Origin of the sequence: Thalassospira sp. NFXS8 (assembly GCF_040148805.1) — a bacterium.
Lineage (GTDB): Bacteria > Pseudomonadota > Alphaproteobacteria > Rhodospirillales > Thalassospiraceae > Thalassospira.
In genome coordinates, this window is the sequence record NZ_JAGEMF010000003.1 from 557114 (window position 1) to 573785 (window position 16672).

Annotated in this window: 12 protein-coding genes and 1 tRNA gene; 6 read left to right on the forward strand and 7 right to left on the reverse strand. The window is 51.0% G+C overall.

The features are described from left to right. Positions 1–3: 3 nt before the first annotated feature. The gene (locus J4E05_RS18845) at positions 4–1101 is read right to left on the reverse strand and encodes a hypothetical protein (RefSeq protein WP_349598819.1); all 1098 of its coding nucleotides are present in this window, start codon (positions 1099–1101) and stop codon (positions 4–6) included. Positions 1102–2722: 1621 nt separating this feature from the next. Here J4E05_RS18845 and J4E05_RS18850 point away from each other — a divergent pair. From J4E05_RS18850 to J4E05_RS18865, 4 genes are all read left to right on the forward strand, one after another. Further along, a complete protein-coding gene (locus tag J4E05_RS18850) occupies positions 2723–4075 on the forward strand; it encodes a DUF4123 domain-containing protein (RefSeq protein WP_349598822.1) in 1353 nt (450 codons plus the stop codon). Beyond that, positions 4072–5019, forward strand: coding sequence for a Tli4 family immunity protein (locus J4E05_RS18855; protein ID WP_349598825.1), 948 nt, complete (start codon positions 4072–4074; stop codon positions 5017–5019). Before J4E05_RS18850 ends, J4E05_RS18855 begins: the two co-directional genes overlap by 4 nt. 90 nt (positions 5020–5109) lie before the next feature. Continuing rightward, a complete protein-coding gene (locus tag J4E05_RS18860) occupies positions 5110–6558 on the forward strand; it encodes an esterase/lipase family protein (protein WP_349598828.1) in 1449 nt (482 codons plus the stop codon). Between the two features lie 167 nt (positions 6559–6725). Next, a complete protein-coding gene (locus tag J4E05_RS18865; protein ID WP_349598831.1) occupies positions 6726–6929 on the forward strand; it encodes a hypothetical protein in 204 nt (67 codons plus the stop codon). A gap of 431 nt (positions 6930–7360) precedes the next feature. On the opposite strand, the gene J4E05_RS18870 is transcribed toward J4E05_RS18865, so the two are convergent. Continuing rightward, the gene (locus J4E05_RS18870) at positions 7361–8167 is read right to left on the reverse strand and encodes an oxidoreductase (protein ID WP_349598834.1); all 807 of its coding nucleotides are present in this window, start codon (positions 8165–8167) and stop codon (positions 7361–7363) included. Between the two features lie 691 nt (positions 8168–8858). Further along, positions 8859–9431, reverse strand: a complete 573-nt coding sequence (locus J4E05_RS18875; protein ID WP_349598837.1) for a TetR/AcrR family transcriptional regulator — start codon at positions 9429–9431, stop codon at positions 8859–8861. Positions 9432–9618: 187 nt separating this feature from the next. Between J4E05_RS18875 and J4E05_RS18880 the strand changes: the two genes are divergently transcribed. Both J4E05_RS18880 and J4E05_RS18885 read left to right on the forward strand, forming a co-directional pair. Continuing rightward, positions 9619–10737, forward strand: a complete 1119-nt coding sequence (locus J4E05_RS18880; RefSeq protein ID WP_349598840.1) for an efflux RND transporter periplasmic adaptor subunit — start codon at positions 9619–9621, stop codon at positions 10735–10737. Then, a complete protein-coding gene (locus J4E05_RS18885) occupies positions 10737–13805 on the forward strand; it encodes an efflux RND transporter permease subunit (protein ID WP_349598842.1) in 3069 nt (1022 codons plus the stop codon). The genes J4E05_RS18880 and J4E05_RS18885 overlap by 1 nt, the downstream gene beginning before the upstream one ends. Positions 13806–13921: 116 nt before the next feature. Here J4E05_RS18885 and J4E05_RS18890 read toward each other — a convergent pair whose 3' ends face one another. From J4E05_RS18890 to J4E05_RS18905, 4 genes are all read right to left on the reverse strand, one after another. After that, entirely contained in the window at positions 13922–14662 is a 741-nt protein-coding gene (locus J4E05_RS18890) for a SprT-like domain-containing protein (RefSeq protein ID WP_349598844.1), read from the reverse strand. 3 nt (positions 14663–14665) lie between these two features. Continuing rightward, positions 14666–15205 carry a hypothetical protein gene (locus J4E05_RS18895; RefSeq protein WP_349598846.1) on the reverse strand — a complete coding sequence of 180 codons (540 nt, stop codon included), beginning with the start codon at positions 15203–15205 and terminating at the stop codon, positions 14666–14668. After that, the gene (locus J4E05_RS18900; RefSeq protein WP_349598849.1) at positions 15198–16271 is read right to left on the reverse strand and encodes a helix-turn-helix domain-containing protein; all 1074 of its coding nucleotides are present in this window, start codon (positions 16269–16271) and stop codon (positions 15198–15200) included. Before J4E05_RS18900 ends, J4E05_RS18895 begins: the two co-directional genes overlap by 8 nt. A 276-nt stretch (positions 16272–16547) precedes the next feature. Continuing rightward, positions 16548–16624 (reverse strand) — tRNA-Met (locus tag J4E05_RS18905). Positions 16625–16672: the final 48 nt, after the last annotated feature.

Here is a 16672-nt window from a genome sequence, read left to right on the forward strand (position 1 = left end):
CTCTTAATTCATTGTTTCCATGGCCATTTTCGGACGATTAGAGCCGCTTACAAATGCTTCGGGGTCCGTTTCCTGTAAGAGAAAGATCTTACCAATCGTAAGTACTGTTTCGAGCCAATCCACAAAACCCGCCAAACTTTCAATCTGTTTGGGTGCTGGAGAAAAATGACTTGACCATCCCCCTGAGTACAAACGACAGTTCTCACAATCCACTGCTGCGGTGCAGCATTTAACAGGTTGTGTTTGAAGATTCATTCCATAGTAACGAAAATTACCAATGATTCGAGAGCCGCAATCTTCAGCAATATTAGTTTCAGGATTTAATGTATACAGACGGCCTTTCCGGGTAGACCAATGGTTATAGGATTGAGAATAAATAACTGTATCTGGAAAGTCATAGATCACTTGGTCTAAAGTGTCGCGCGTCCGTTGAAGATCATAGTCATCAAACAACAAAGAATTTTCAGGAGTGCTTATTCGGAAAAACTCATTATCGTTTCCATTGAATGACGATAGACGTGACAATATACTTTCTGTTGGAGACCATAGGTTAAAAGTAAGCGGCAAGCCATGATCGCGAGCAATACGAGCCATTATTGAAACTTGATCAATATTTGTCGGATTTACAGTATAGAGTAGGATTGCACGCTTATCTCCTTGGTAAAGGCGAAGAGCTTTACGCAACGCACTCGCACCGCGCAGCCAGCTGTCGCTTTTCTCGTCAGCGGCCCAAGCCGAAATACTAATTCGAAAAGGAATTTCTGGATCTAAACGTATTGTTCCGTTGGTTCCAAGATTTCCCCTACGGAAATAACGCTTGGCAACGAGCAGACGTTTTTGTTCGAGAGCTGGTTCCGCCCCTAAAAAATAGGGCATAGTCACGCCACGTAATTTCTCTTGCGCCAAAAGCGCATTCCATTTCTCGTCAAATTCAGAACTATCTAATTTTTGGGCGTGAAGAGTGCCTGGGTCAAAAAAGTAACATCCTTCGCATTTCAAATTACAGGAGTCGGACATCTCATAGAAGGCTGGGCGCGCAAAAATATGACAAATATGGTTCACCGCTGCGTAAGCAGGCTGTAAACAGCTATTGTTCGCCATATGTTCTCGAATGAGACGGAGACTCTCTCGAGGGTAGCTTGCCCGTTTAGTGGGATTTTCCTTCATCTAAACGACTCTCTCATTCCTTAAATGTTATTATTCACTTTAAAACGTATTAATCAAAAAAAAACAAAGGTATAAGTAACGTAGATACACCACGCGATAACAATTTAAAAGTAATTGGTTACAAACTTAGCCAACACCCTGCCAAAGCTCTTGATATGTCTGCGCCGCCGCTTTTCTGATCAGCGTCTTCAGCTTCGAAAAAACCATTTCAAAGCAAATGAGATCGGGAGTGCAAAGCAGGATGAAAAAGGAAGCAGGCACTGATCTCAAGCCACACCAGAGTTCTTGTGGCCGGACAGGTTATCGAGCGCCTTTGCAAAATTTCGGGACCAACTGGGTCACAAATATAGAAACCTACCATGCATCAGAGCACCAATAAAGGTTTGAGCGTGCAAGCGCCCAAAGGGGGATCGACCAGCCTTTACCCGCACGGCGTGCCCAACCCGTGCTCCTGCCCGAGGTTTTGTCGATGAAGGCCAATTTTTGACGGCAGTAAGCTTGCCATACCCGGAATTGCCTTGCCGCGGTGGTACCAGCACACCTGTCTCCCGCCTGAGCCGCTCCATATTGTTGACGAATTTGATCTAAACTCAAAGCCGTCCGGCTGTTTCGGTGTGCATATACTCCTTTGCTCGAAAAACATAACAGCGCGTTTCCGTAGCTCAATAAAATGTTGCCAGTTTGATCTTTTCAGGTATGTCAGGAACTGCGGTTGCCCCCAGAAGCTCGCAGACTTGCGTCCAAACGTCGAACATGCCCTGAGTACCTTCGACTTGAGCTGTGACACCAACGAGCTAAAAGCCTGATGCGAGGACAATACCGAACAAATACGCTTAACCCGGCTGGAGATTGACCGGGAAAAACACACTCTGTCGGATCTGTAACCGCCCGCCAATATCCGCGAAATTCATGCATGTTTTGTCAAAAACATTGAAAAACTGCGGGTCCGGAGCCGTGATCCAAAGGCTGTTACTCAATTGCACAATACCATGAAAAGCTACACCATCACCACCCATAGGGACCCAGACGGCAAACGCTGGTATCGGACTTGCGAGATTGAATATGACTTCCCGGCGATAGTCCGCATCCTCGGCCAGAAGAAGTAAACCGGCAAAATTTTGCCGGTTTCCATATCAATAACATGGCCGCTTAAGACACTGCCAATCACAATTGAAACCCGATTTGACCTTTATCGTTTGTCTCTGCGAGTACACCCGGAAATGTGGTGCCGGACGCTTGCACAAAATCAGGTACTGAGGCCACCCGCCTCTGCCGATATTCCATTCCGATATTTGTCCTCACTTCGGCCCCGGCATGTTCCTCCTATAAGTGAGTGTCAGGTAGATTTTTATAAATCATATTTTTCTGATGTTTTGTTTTATGACTTTATATCAATCATTTATCGATAATTCTAAAAAATTTGACAAAAAAAGTGTTTTTCTAAAGGATATACTCAACCCTACATGGTAAAAATCTTGCCAGTTTTGAAGAACTGATTTCGGGAGCCGGTGCAGGCTGGTCTTCAGGGAACTTTTTGTCAGCAAGGAAACAAATAATGAGTCCTTTAAACAAGAACGCCGTTCCCTGGCTGGGGCATTGCCAGTTTTTAGATCCAGTGTCGGAAACTGGAAACGATACTGGTGAAGAAATCGCAAAATCAGGCAAACACGGATATGTAGCAGTCTGGACTGACAACCGGGAAGGATTTGATGCGGCTTTGGGCGCACATCTTGCCGAAGAGCAAGTGGGTGGCCGACTTAACCTGCTGTGGTCCGAAGATGTGATGCCTGCCACCGGATGGATGGCCCGCAATCCCGGCGCCAAAGAAGCCATTGATCTGGCCCGGCAGGTCCATGACGGACATCCGGTAGAGATCGGTCCGCTTGCTGCGGTCCCCCTTGCAGTACCGGAACCGGTCGATTGGCTTAAAATCGAAGACATCGACAATATCGAACCGCTTGGTATGCAAATGGGGACCCGTTCGCCGATGAATGTGCCTGGCAAACTTGAAAACCCATTATTCGGTCAACCCACGCCCTCGGCGGTCGAAACCAGGGCAGCGGACGGCGACATCGCCCGTGTGCCACCTATGCGGACCTATGCCATTCTTGACGCGGCCAAAATGCCGTATTTGCTAACCGGTCATCTCGAAAATTCCGGGCTTCGCTATCAATCCCTATTTCAGGGGGCCGCGCAAAAGGAACTGACCGAACAGGCCCCCTATCTGGTCGAACTCAAAGAAGACAGCCGTCTGACCAGGACCCTGTTTACCGGCCCAAATGGGATTTGTGGATTATGGGACAAGGATCCCGGCATCTATATCCGTTCACGTGCGCCGTTCGACGATATTCGTCGCCATTTTCGCAAATTCACCCGTATCCGCGACGCAACCGACAAATGGTACTATTTCAGGTTTTGGGAAAGCGGAAACCTTAGCGGCCTTGCCACGCGCGACGGAGGCAAGGCTGTGCTTGGTGGTCTGCTGCGCTCCCCGGTATCAGCTATACTTGCCAGACAGCACGGCCGTCCTGTGTTCAGAAAATTATCACTGGCCCCGCACACGGCACCCCAGATGCCGGAATTCCGGCATCTGGATGCATCTCTTCTGGCCGCTTTGGACGATGTGAGAGAAGAAAACATCCGCACCAGCCTTGCCACCGATATTGCCGCGACCGGACCAAACGGGCTTGATCTTGCACAAGCGCAAGCACGGATTGATCAACTCTGGATATGGTTAAAGGAAAATGGCATGCGGGATTGCGACGCGATCAGGCAGGCTGCGTCCAACCTTGCGGCAATATCGCCTGAAGAGATGGAAGCCGATCACAGAATTGCCGACATCCTGACAGAGCGTTCCCTCAACGATAATGCCAAAGCACGTCTAATCGGAAGGATAGCAGCCTCATGAGATACCCGTTTGTCATTCTGTTGGCAGTTTTATGGATGGGCGGCACAGCACATGCGCAGAAGGAAAACCTGACAATGAAAGAGAAATGGTTCGAAACACGTCCGGTCTGCTTCGGGCGGTATGTCGCCGATGTTCCAAAGGTTTTGCAGCCAAACATGCTAAATACGACGATTGATGATTTTACCATCACCAATCTTGGTCCGGCAACCCAACGCGATCTGGAAAAAAATATTGCTGAACGCCAAGTCCTGATGGAGAAAGGAGGACCAATAGAGGATTCTTCTTTTGTCCGTTTTCGGGGAGTAGAGACGGATGAAGACGTTACAATAATTTTGTACGATTTCTTCGATGAGTTTGATCCAAAATACATCCCCCCGTCGGATGATTCCGAAACCTATTTCCTAGCAGATGGGCATCTTTTCGAAATCACGGGCAAGATTAAAAAGAATGAGCGCGAATCCCGTTTGACCCGCCTGTTCCGCATTGCCCATGCCACCCGTCCACGGGATATGGCAGCGGTTCCCAAAGAGGCAGGATATTGCATTAAAGATGGTTTTGTTGCCTTGCCGCCGGAGTTTGACTTCGGAACAACATTTCGTCTTACAAATGTGGACATAGACCAGAATTTCGGGTTTTCCATTGATATTTGGAAAGCTATGTCGGTACAGGAGGCAACATACAGATGGCCTCCGCAGGCAACCAAACGGAGTATCGTGGGCCTTTCTGGTATCGAGGCGTATGGCCTCAACGACAACGGCGATCCTCAAACCGATGGTTATCGGTTTGAGTTCTATGGTTTCCGTTCTCCCGAACAGGAAAAGCGCGGCCTGTCTATCAGGACAGAGTTGTCACGGCGCGGCCCCCGACCTGATCAACCTCCATTTTCATTCGAGGCAGGACGCGAGTTCTGGAATCTGGTCACAAACAGTATGCAGGTGAGATAAGGAGCACTCATGAAACATCCTTCCATCGCCTATTGTCCGCCGCAAGCTGTTTTGCCCATTGTTTTTGTTCCCGGCATTATGGGAAGCAGGTTGCGTATTTCCGGCACGACAGATGATAAAGCCATAGTATGGGATCCGCCGCGCGGCGGAAGCCTGCCACGCGACGCAACAAGGGCAACTGACCCGGTTATTCCTAAAGATGAATGGCAACGTCCCCGCGATGTCCTCAGCGGTATGCCGATGGGCGGCCCAAACGAAGCCTATACCCGTGATCAATTTGCTCACAATGCCAATGACGAGGTTCAGAACCCTGGTGCCGGGGCGTGGGAGTGGGGCAGAATGGGTGGTTTGGAGAGAAGAGAGAGATTGATCGGTCCTCGCGGCACCGCTTTTAGCGAAACCTATCTAACCGTCGATTACGGACAAAAGGAAAATTTTGCCAACCGTCTTGGCCCTGACATTTTGGACATGGCGCTGGAACGGGGCTGGGGCGGTTGTGTCTGGGAGTATTACGGCGGATTTCTACGCTGGCTGCATTACAATGGCAGCGCCGCAATCTGCCCCGGCGGAAATGTGAAGCTGGAGGTCTGGGCGCATCCCTATAACTGGACGGATGACAATAAAAACGCCGCGCACGATCTGGCCAGAACGGTAGACAAAGCCTATAGCGAGGCGCAGAAAAAATATGCTGCCAAACCCGACTATCCGGTTCGCAAACCGGTGGTGATTACCCATTCGATGGGCGGTCTGGTCGGGCGGGCCTATGCAAAACATTTCGGCGGTGAGAGTACCTGTCAGGCCATCATCCATGGAGCAATGCCGACCCATGGTGCTCCTGCTGCCTACAAACGGATGCGCGCGGGATTTGAAGGGTTGGCCTCGGTGGTTCTGGGTTGGAACGGAGAGGAAGTTACAGCCGTCCTCGCCAACGCGCCCGGCGGGCTGCAACTGCTGCCGAACCAGTTTCACAAAACAGCCGACGACAAGCGGCAGTGGTTGTTTGCCGAGGATCCGCCTTCCGGCTATGGCCAAGCCGCAAATTCTCTTGCCCTGCCCAAATCCGATCCCTATGGGGAAATCTATCGCAATACGGACAATTGGTGGCGATTGCTCAATACCGACTGGGTCAATCCCGGCAAGCCAGGTGGTTATGAATTATTCAGGAAAGAGCTAAGAAAAGCACAAAAATTTCACACTGAACTTGGTGAATATTTTCATCCCAATACCAGGATGTTCTGGTCAGATGATCATGATAGCTGGGACCGGGTGGAAATCACGGCCTTAAATACCAACTTTGATCAGGGTTTGGTAACGACTGATTACGAGTTTGCATATATTGCATCGCCTGCGGCACCGGGGGACGGAACGGTTCATGCCGGATCGGGAAAATATGTTCCGCCGGTAGTAGAAAGCGTCAATCGGGATATCAAAACGGACGAAGATCTCGAATTTACCCATGAATCCGCGTTTTCCGGGCAGACAGCCCGGTCCCTGATTGCCTTCTGGCTCAATGAACTCACTGAGGAATATTCAGATTAACAATCGCCACCTGATGCTTTGGATGCCCGACCACGGCTTGGATACAACGCCAAGGCACTTGCGGAGCACTGGGCAAATAATAACTGCTAATTCTGATGGAGGCTGTGCTGGCGGCAACCTTGCGGCTTAAACCCGGCGACATTGCTGATTAATATGAAAACGAAAAAATGCATCGCAAACGCCAGCGCATTTCAAGCCGGATCAAAAAGGCGCAACAGAAACTTGAAGAGCTGCGCCATCGGGCAGAACATGCGCTCAACACCTTTGGCCTGGGCAGTGACACCAACGAGCTAAAAGCCTGGTTCGAGGACAATACCGAACAAATGCGGTTAACCCGTCTCGAGATTGACCGGAAAAAACGGGAGCTGTAGGATCTGTCACCCCCCGCTAATATTCGGGAAATCCATTCGCGTTTCGCCAAAAACATAGAAAAACTTCGGGTTTGGAGCCGCGATCCAAAGGCTGTTACCCAGTTACGCAACACAATGAAAAGCTACACCATCACCGCGCACTGGGCCCCGGATGGCAAACGCTGGTATCGAACCTGCGAGATTGAATATGACGTTCCGGCGATGGTCCGCATTCTCGGCCAGAAGAAGTAAACCGGCAAAATTTTGCCGGTTTACTTTATTGGTAATCTGCAAATTTTGGGATCTGGCGAACTACGAAAATAGGCAGTGTTTTCACTTAAAACTTACCTCTCTCGTGTTCATGATCTTTTGTGAGCAACATAAATCACGTTAATGTCACTTAACAGCCCAGCATTTTGTAAATCAAAAAAATTTAAGCTACATAATATGCCTCAAGAAAGCCCAAAAGTCTTCCTAATACCAGAATCTACGGGACCGAAAGGCATGAACCGTCGTAATCTGCGTAGCAGGGAGGCTTCTCCTTTTGGGGTCCATCGCATTTTCCAGGTACCAAAAGCTGCGTTAACAATCGTATTGGCGACTTCATCAGGCTCTGGGGCTTTACGAACATTCTTTTGAATGGCCAGAGAGACGATGCTGCGCTCACTGTCATAGTCCGGGATTTTGGAAATTGTTTGAGGTGCGTTAATGTCCAAATTGGTTTTAGTGAAAGACGGTTCGACGAGCGACACCCGAATTCCAAATTTGCGCACTTCATGATCCAACGTCTCCGAAAGACCTTCAACGGCATGTTTCGAAGCCGAATAGAGACCCATATATGGTGCAGGAAGAAAACCCAATACTGAACTAATATTAACGATACGGCCAGAATGTTGTTCACGCATATGCGGAAGCACAGCATTTACAATACGCAAGACACCAAAAACGTTTGTATCGAACAACAACTGTGCCTCGTCGATTGAGGTTTCTTCTATAGCACCGATCAGGGTCGTCCCGGCGCTATTGACAAGTACATCAATGCGATTTGCCTGCGCAATAATGGTTCGCACACCATTTTGAACTGATGTTTCATCACGGATGTCCATTTCGATCAGTTCAACACCTTGTATGGGTTGTGCCTTTTCAATATTTCGCACAGTCCCAAATACCTTGTAGTCCTTCCGGGCAAATTTGATGGCGGTTACACGTCCAATCCCCGACGATACGCCGGTTATGACCACAACTTTAGATTTCGACATGGCTGTTCTTTCCTGTCTTGGGAAAATGAAATGGCAAATGGATCTGTTAGCGAAAAGCAGAAAGATCAAACCTTGGGCATGTTTCCGGCGAAGTCTCCGTCAGGAAGCTCTCGGGAGAGCAAGCGTCCCGCAATCTCAAAGTTTTGCTTACGAGTCAGATATGCTCAGGGGATTAATCCGCCCGAGTTTGTCCGTTATGCGACCTGAACCGTGATGTCAGGCAATTTACAAGGAATTGAGATGTGCGATGACATCCCGGTCAATATCAGGTCGCCACGATAGATTTCGATCATACTTTATAAAATACATAGATTTCAATCAGAATCTAAACGGACCCCTATGATCTGTCGGATTAGATTCTATCAAATCTGGAATATATAAAGATCAATGACGCATTTGCAGCTTGCCGCTACCCGCCATGAAGAAATTAGGATTATTCAAATAGATTATGAACGCAGCAACAAGTGCACTCGCACCGGGCCATGCCGCAGGCGCGACAGGAGTAGCCGTGGTCACGCGCCTTTTACACTTCAGATGGTGGAACAGTGTGAGATAGGGAATTGTCACACTTTGCATTGGCCCCAGAAGCTCAATAATCAGGAACTTTCACGACGTCTGGGACTATCTGGCTTTCAAGAGGCCTTTATGGTCCGAAACATTCTTTTTATTCATATGCATGGTCTTCAAGATCTTAGGCAATTTCCCGTACCTTTTGCGTGGCAACATCCAGGAATGATTCTGCCATTTCCGGATCGTTAACAACACGGGCTAATGTAAGTGCCCCAACCATTAGCGCCAGAATTGCAATCGATTTTTCCTCCCGCTCAGCCTCGCTGGTTGCAGAAAGCATTCGGCCAAGCAATTCAATATGCGCCTTCACCCCGGATTCAAATGAAGCTTTCACGTCAGGACCTTGACGCGCCGCATCTGCACTAAGCGCCACGATCGGACAGCCGTCCATTCTTGCGTCGAGATGTTCTTTGCTAAGATAGAAAGAAAGCGCAGCCTCAAGCGGATCATCCGGCTCTCTCTCATAAGCTCCGGTCCATCGTTCTGTTGACCCTTCCAGCGCGCGTTGTGATGCCTGCACAACAAGATCTTCTTTTGAGGAGAACTGTTTGTAGAACGCGCCCTGGGTCAATCCGGCATTTTTCATCAGATCCTTGAGGCCAATCCCATCAAAACCATGCTCCCTGAACAAACGGCTGGCCACGTCGATCACATTCTGGCGGTTTCGGGTGGCTTGTTCGCGAGTGACACGCATTGCTTGACATCCTTTTTTAGATTTCAATTAACATCTATATCTGCTTTTTCCTCTCAGAGCAAGCGTTCGAACCATCCTTTGTTTTGCTTTCGAGTTCACAGCGCGCATAAATAGATTGCGATTACCATCTAATTGAATTAATGATGTCGAATGAAATCTAATTTGTTTTCCAATGAAGGGCTCGAATATGAGGCGCAAACGGCTTTTTCTCTTTGGAGCGGTTGCACTAGCAACTGTTGGCGGCATCGGAATTGTTATTCGCTCACAATCAGTACCGGGAGAAGCTTCTGCGGCGACAGACCCGCGCGGGGCACCAATTCTCGTGAAGATTGCGAGAGCAACTGGTGTTCATGATGCCAATCGTTCTTTTACCGGTAGCATTGCTGCGCGGGTTCAGAGCGATTTGGGATTCCGTGTACCGGGCAAGATTATCAAACGTTTTGTCGATGTCGGACAGCAGGTTGAATCCGGGCAGCCTTTGATGCAGCTCGACGAGACGGATTTGCGTCTTGCTCTGACAGCCAAGCGCAATGGCGTTGCTGCCGCCCGAGCCGCTTTTATTCAAACGCAAGCTGACGAGAAAAGATATGCTGCGTTGGTCAAAAGTGGAATCGCAGCAAGTCGACAACGTTACGAACAGGTCAGGGCTGCACGTGATACGGCAAAGGCCCAACTGGCCGCAGCACAGGCGGATGCGGAAGTTGCCGAGAACGAAGCAACCTATTCCACATTGCTGGCGGATGCTGATGGTACAGTGGTCGCGACACTTGGCGAACCAGGGCAGGTTGTCGTTGCAGGGCAAACTGTTGTTCAACTGGCGCACGCAGGGCCGCGCGAAGCTGTTATTGCCCTTCCCGAAACGATCCATCCGGAAATCGGATCAATGGCCGGGGCCAGTATCTATGGACAGAACGAAAAACAATGGGCTGCACGCCTACGACAGATATCAGATGCTGCCGATCCACTGACACGTACTTATGAGGCGCGTTACGTATTGGAAGGCGAAGCCGCCTCGGCACCGCTTGGAGCAACAGTAACAGTCACGTTTCCGAACCATAACCAACAATCAGGTGTCGTTGTACCGATTGGTGCGATTCTCGATGATGGTCGTCGAACGGGTGTCTGGACGGTCGCAAAAGATTCTGCATCTGTACAGTTTGCTCCGGTACAGATCCAGAAGCTCGGCGAAGAAACCGCAATTGTCTCGGGGATCGGTGAAGGAGAGACGATTGTTGCCCTTGGAGCTCATCTTCTTACAGAAGGCACCGCAATCCGAACGGTCGTTCAAACAAAGGCAGCGAACTGATGCGTTTCAATCTTTCCGCGCTCGCCGTTCGCGAGAGAGCCGTTACATTATTCTTCATCATTCTGCTTGCCGCTGCCGGTGTCTACGCCTTTCTAAAGCTGGGTCGGGCGGAAGATCCATCCTTTACCATCAAGACACTGACGGTAACAGCCGCGTGGCCCGGTGCAACGGCACGTGAAATGCAGGACCTTGTCGCTGAACCGCTGGAAAAACGTGTTCAAGAACTTGCATGGTACGATCGGGTGGAGACGACAACCCGCCCTGGATATGCCTATCTTACTGTCACATTGAAAGACAGCACCCCGCCCTCCGCCGTTGAAGATGAGTTTTATCAAGCGCGAAAGAAACTGGGAGACGAGGCGCGAAATCTCCCTCCTGGTGTTGTTGGTCCATTCGTTAACGATGAATACTCGGATGTAAGTTTTGCCCTCTATGCCTTGCAGGCCCAGGGCATGCCAATGCGCGATCTGGTTCGCCACGCCGAAGTTATTCGCCAGGACCTGTTGCATGTTCCCGGAGTCAAGAAAATCAATATTCTTGGCGAACGTCCGGAGCAAATTTTTGTTGAATTCTCGTATGCGAAACTGGCAACGCTCGGCGTATCCATGCAAGATATTGCAGCAGCTTTGCAGCGACAAAATACGGTTACACCGGCTGGCTCTATCGATACACGTGGCCCCCAGGTCTTCCTTCGGTTTGCCGGTGCCTATAACAGCATTCAGGCCATCGCGGATACCCCGATTGTTGCAGGTGGACGCTCGTTGAAGCTCTCGGATGTCGCCGAGATTCGCCGCGGATATGAAGATCCACCGACCTACATTATCCGTCACGATGGGGAACCGGCACTTCTGTTGTCTGTTGTAATGCAACAGGGTTGGAACGGGCTGGATCTGGGCGAAGCACTGGAAGACAGGTCTGCTGCCATCGCAAAGACATTGCCGCTTGGCATCAGCTTCGATAAGGTCAGTGACCAGGCTGTGAACATCACCGCAGCCGTGGGCGAATTCATGATGAAATTCGCCATGGCGCTTGGGGTTGTACTGCTGGTGAGCCTGATCAGTCTTGGCTGGCGAGTAGGCATCGTTGTTGCCGCCGCAGTCCCCTTGACCCTTGCCGCTGTCTTTTTAATTATGCTGGAAACCGGCCGTTTTTTTGATCGCATTACACTCGGCGCGCTTATTCTCGCACTTGGCCTGCTTGTCGATGATGCCATCATTGCCATTGAGGTCATGGTGGTCAAAATGGAAGAGGGCATGGACCGCATTAAGGCAGCCGCCTATGCCTGGAGCCATACTGCAGCCCCAATGCTTTCCGGTACACTGGTGACGATCATTGGTTTGATGCCGGTCGGTTTCGCCCGGTCCAGTGCTGGCGAATATGCGGGCAATATCTTCTGGATTGTCGGTTTTGCACTCATTGTCTCCTGGCTCGTCGCTGTTATTTTCACACCCTATCTTGGCGTCAAGATGTTGCCTGCAATCAAGCCGGTCGAGGGTGGACATCATGCGATTTATGATACACCGAATTATCGGCGTCTTCGGGGAGTAATCCATTACGCAGTACGCCATAAATTCCTGACATGTGCTGTAGTTATCCTTGCATTCGTTCTCTCTGGCGCTGGAATGGGGCTTATCAAGCAGCAATTCTTCCCGACCTCGGATCGTCCTGAAGTATTGGTTGAAGTCCGTCTCCCCGAAGGTACAAGCATTGAAACCACAACTGCAGCCGTCGAGAAGATTGAAAACTGGTTGCAACAACAACCCGAGGCGAAGATTGTTACCAGTTATATCGGTCAAGGTGCGCCACGCTTCTTTTTTGCCATGTCACCGGAACTCCCCGACCCTTCCTTCGCCAAGATCGTCGTATTAACACCGGATGCAGAGGGGCGGGAGGCATTGAAGCACCGTATCCGAAAAGCAGTATCGGAGGGGCTGGCACAGGAAGCCTATGTACGTGTCACGCAATTGGTATTCGGACCCTATACCCCCTTCCCGGTAGAGTTCCGGATCATGGGACCAGACCCCGAGAAGCTATACGAAATTTCCGGGCAAGCGTTGGACATTATGCGCAAGGTTCCTGACGTACGGCAGGCAAATCGCGACTGGGGAAATCGCTCCCCCGTACTTCGCTTTGTTCCTGATCAGGACCGCCTTAACCTCATCAGTCTGTCCTCAGCCGAAGCCGCGCAACAGATGCAATTCCTGCTAAGCGGCATTCCGGTAACACAAGTTCGCGAAAACATTCGTAACGTGCCGGTCGTGGCTCGCAGCGCTGGCGAGACGCGCCTTGATCCGTCTCGACTTGCCGATTTTACTCTCTTGAGCCGCAACGGTCAGCAAATTCCACTCGATCAGATCGGAAAAACCGAAATACAGATGGAAGAGCCGATCCTGAAACGCCGTGATCGTATACCGGTGATAACGATCCGTTCGGATATCAACGAAGCGACTCAGCCGCCAGAAGTTTCAAAGCAGATTATGAAGGCTCTTCAGCCTTTGATTGCTTCTCTTCCTGCTGGATATCGTATTGAAATGGGCGGGAGTATTGAGGAATCAGTCAAGGCGAACACGGCCCTTGCTAAAATTTTCCCGGTAATGATCGCAGCAACCTTGATTGTTATCATCTTGCAAGTTCGCAGTTTGTCGACCATGACCATGGTCATGTTAACGGCACCGCTTGGGCTTGTCGGAGTAGTCCCGACGCTGATTGCATTCAATCAGCCCTTTGGCTTCAACGCCATTTTGGGCCTGATAGGATTGGCGGGAATTTTAATGCGCAACACCTTGATCCTGACAGAACAAATCAAGGATAACCGTGCTGCCGGCCTTGATGACTATCATGCTGTAGTCGAGGCCACCGTCCAACGGGCGAGACCGGTCATTCTGACGGCCCTGGCTGCTATTCTAGCCTTTATCCCTCTCACCCATTCTGTGTTTTGGGGTTCTATGGCTTACACATTGATTGGGGGCACCGCCGCAGGAACTGTTTTGATTCTTCTCTTTTTACCTGCGTTATATGCAGTTTGGTTTAAGATTACGCCGAAAGAAAGCAACATGTCTTTGTCCTAACGCTTTTAGTACGTGAGTCGATGCGTCAACTGTATCATTTCAAAACGACATAACGAGGAAGTTCAACCAGAAACCGGGGTACAGGGGTCATCCTCCAATGCAGCCCGGTTTCTGTTTCAAATACCAACGGGCTGCATCACTGCCGCTTTGCAGGCGTTTTCGCCACATAACAGCTTCATTCCGGGCTTTCCCCAAACCTGTGCCGCACAGGACGGGCAGCGATATTTGACACGATGGGAACGGTTTTCCGCCTGAACCGGCGTCACCCGTGCCAATGCCGCCGCACTGGTCGAACCTCCTGTCAAGGCTGCCGCCAGCGCGTGGCCCGGTTCCTGCGGCGGAAAACGATCCAGCCAGGACAGAGTAAATTCCCGGGTCATCAGGTCCCGACATGCGCGGTCAAACGGCCCGTCCTCCAGGATGTAATGGGTCATTTTCTCGCCCACGCGCCGCCCGCCCGGCTTTCCTGTGTTGCTTGGCATCAGGCCAATCACTTCCATACGGTCGGCCCATTCCCGGTTGTGATAGGCACGCCTGCCGGGATCACCGAAGTGATACTGCCAGAGATGCACCATCTCATGAACCAGCGTAGAGAGCGTTTGCGGAACGGTTCGCACCACGAACCAGGACGGGTTCAAGGCAATTTGTCCTCGCTTCGCTCGTTCAGCTGCGCAAACATCTATACACTCGCCCGTTTCACTGCTGACAAACCGCTCGGACGAAAAATAACCGTAGATATTCTTCTGACGCTGCAAGGTGAGCAGGCCTTGATTGAGATGGCTGAAAGCCTTTTGTAACTCGCCATAAAATTCGACACTGGGGAAGGCTTCGGCCAGTTTGTGGATTGCACAATCCATTTTTCAACCCTCCCATGCCGGAAACAACCGTTTCGCCCGATCCAGGAACTGCGCCTCGGCCTTTTGCGGGCTCCAGGGCAACAGATAATCCGGCAAAGGAGCCACATCGTGCGGCATAAAACCGCGCACCAGGCCCCGGTCAACTGCATCGCGATATTCCGTCACCTGCAAACACTGGTCGATGTCGGCAACTTCTGCCACCACGTCGGCGGGCCACGGCCAGCACAGCCCGGCCAGTTCCGTATAAGATCTGCGGATCGGCAGCACGATGCTGGTTTCAAACCGCTCCCAAATCCCCAGTTCGCGCATTCGCTGCTTGACGGGGGTGAGCAAATCGCCGGTTTCGTCTTCCTCGATGTCATGGATCAAGGCATAGGGCGCGGCCCGACGTGAGACGTGGTCACACGCCATCACAGAATGCTGGGCCACCGTAACCTCGCAGGCCCCGTTCCAGCGCCGCAAATGCGCCAGTCCCCGGGCCTTGCGGGCGAATAAAAGCTGACAGTCTGAAGATTGTTTGACGGCAAGAGAATAATCACGCATGACCGCTCTCCTGCTGCTCGACCGCGCGCAGATTATGGCGGACAGTATCGCGCAAACGGGCCGATTTGAGCATGGCATACAGATAACTCGCCGGGTCACGCACGCCTTGCCGGTCGACCGCCACCATCACAGCGGCCAGCGCCGCCCAGCCATGTTTGGCCAAAGCGAATTGCCAGGCGGATGGTCTGAGCTTGATCTGGTTGGACAAAGTCCAGCGCACCGACGACACAACCGCCTGTATCGACGCCGCAGCCGGAGCTGGCCCGACCAGGTCGCACAGTTCTGCCGCCGTAAGCTGCTTTTGCAAGGTTGGCGACGCCTGAACCATCAAGAACAGGATCTCACTGTCCACATCAATATCAGAAATTGCAGGCTTCGATCTTTGCCCAGGCGTTGCCTGCGAAGCCCTGTCTTGTACAAGGTTCGTAGAACCGGGATTTAACTTGTAGGATTTAAGGCGGACAGAAGTGTCCCCCACCCCGGACTCTTTGTGTTCTGAGGTTTCGTCCAGCAAAGTCTGTTTGGCTGTTTCCAGGCGCGCCAGATCGTCGCGTTCAGCTTTGGCTTCTTCTCGCGCAGCAACGATCTTCTGTTCGAGGAACGCAGCTGCTTGCCGCAAGTCATGCAATCGGGCAGCCAGCGGACGCAAATCAATGCCCGCATTGCCATCCGAGCGCCGGTTGGTCGCCGAATAACGCCGGACAATCCAGTGATTGGCTTCCAATAAAGACAATGCCCGTCTTATTGACCGTTCGTTTTTGCCGGTCAGTTCGGCCAAACGCCGATTGCCCGGCCAGACGGTCAGGCGACCACTGCGCCAGGCACGCACATCATAAATATGCTCGATCAGGAGAATGAGCACACGCACCGATAAATCGGTCAGACAGGGGGATAGACAGGAAATGCCTCGGCTCACGAGCCCGACGACCGAAGCCGAGGTCACATCATTGCAGCCGGTAAAGCCGTCACATAAGGCGAGCAAATCGCCATAACTTTCCGTCCGTCGGGCAAGGCCCGGGACGGATTTGGGCCCCGAAGGGCAGACAACAGAGTCGTCCAGATTCATATTTTTGTCGGCACAGGCCGGTTATTTGCTTTTGTTCTTGACAAAGCAATCCCGTCGCCTAAACTGATCCCATCATTACACAGGGCAGTTTAAGCCTTTTCAAAGACCCGTTGGTTGCCGCCGACGGGTTTTTTGCATTTATAAGCTATTGAAAAGTCAGGAAATAAATAGCCTCGGAAGTGCCGCCTCCTCTGTTAGAGGCATGCACCCGAACTTTTTCTCTTGTTTCGCGAATCCGTCGAGTCTATATCTCAAAAATCAACGGATCGGAAAGAGTGGTTGCGGGGGCCAGATTTGAACTGACGACCTTCAGGTTATGAGCCTGACGAGCTACCGGGCTGCTCCACCCCGCGATTGTGGGTATATTGTATCTATTTAAGGATAAATAGATAACGCCGCAT

Bases quoted from the DNA above. Each gene is read 5' to 3' on its own strand.
- J4E05_RS18845 (WP_349598819.1), bottom strand. From the start codon at position 1,101: ATGGCGAACAATAGCTGTTTACAGCCTGCTTACGCAGCGGTGAACCAT.
- J4E05_RS18850 (WP_349598822.1), top strand. From the start codon at position 2,723: ATGAGTCCTTTAAACAAGAACGCCGTTCCCTGGCTGGGGCATTGCCAG.
- J4E05_RS18855 (WP_349598825.1), top strand. From the start codon at position 4,072: ATGAGATACCCGTTTGTCATTCTGTTGGCAGTTTTATGGATGGGCGGC.
- J4E05_RS18865 (WP_349598831.1), top strand. From the start codon at position 6,726: ATGCATCGCAAACGCCAGCGCATTTCAAGCCGGATCAAAAAGGCGCAA.
- J4E05_RS18870 (WP_349598834.1), bottom strand. From the start codon at position 8,167: ATGTCGAAATCTAAAGTTGTGGTCATAACCGGCGTATCGTCGGGGATT.
- J4E05_RS18875 (WP_349598837.1), bottom strand. From the start codon at position 9,431: ATGCGTGTCACTCGCGAACAAGCCACCCGAAACCGCCAGAATGTGATC.
- J4E05_RS18880 (WP_349598840.1), top strand. From the start codon at position 9,619: ATGAGGCGCAAACGGCTTTTTCTCTTTGGAGCGGTTGCACTAGCAACT.
- J4E05_RS18885 (WP_349598842.1), top strand. From the start codon at position 10,737: ATGCGTTTCAATCTTTCCGCGCTCGCCGTTCGCGAGAGAGCCGTTACA.
- J4E05_RS18890 (WP_349598844.1), bottom strand. From the start codon at position 14,662: ATGGATTGTGCAATCCACAAACTGGCCGAAGCCTTCCCCAGTGTCGAA.
- J4E05_RS18895 (WP_349598846.1), bottom strand. From the start codon at position 15,205: ATGCGTGATTATTCTCTTGCCGTCAAACAATCTTCAGACTGTCAGCTT.
- J4E05_RS18900 (WP_349598849.1), bottom strand. From the start codon at position 16,271: ATGAATCTGGACGACTCTGTTGTCTGCCCTTCGGGGCCCAAATCCGTC.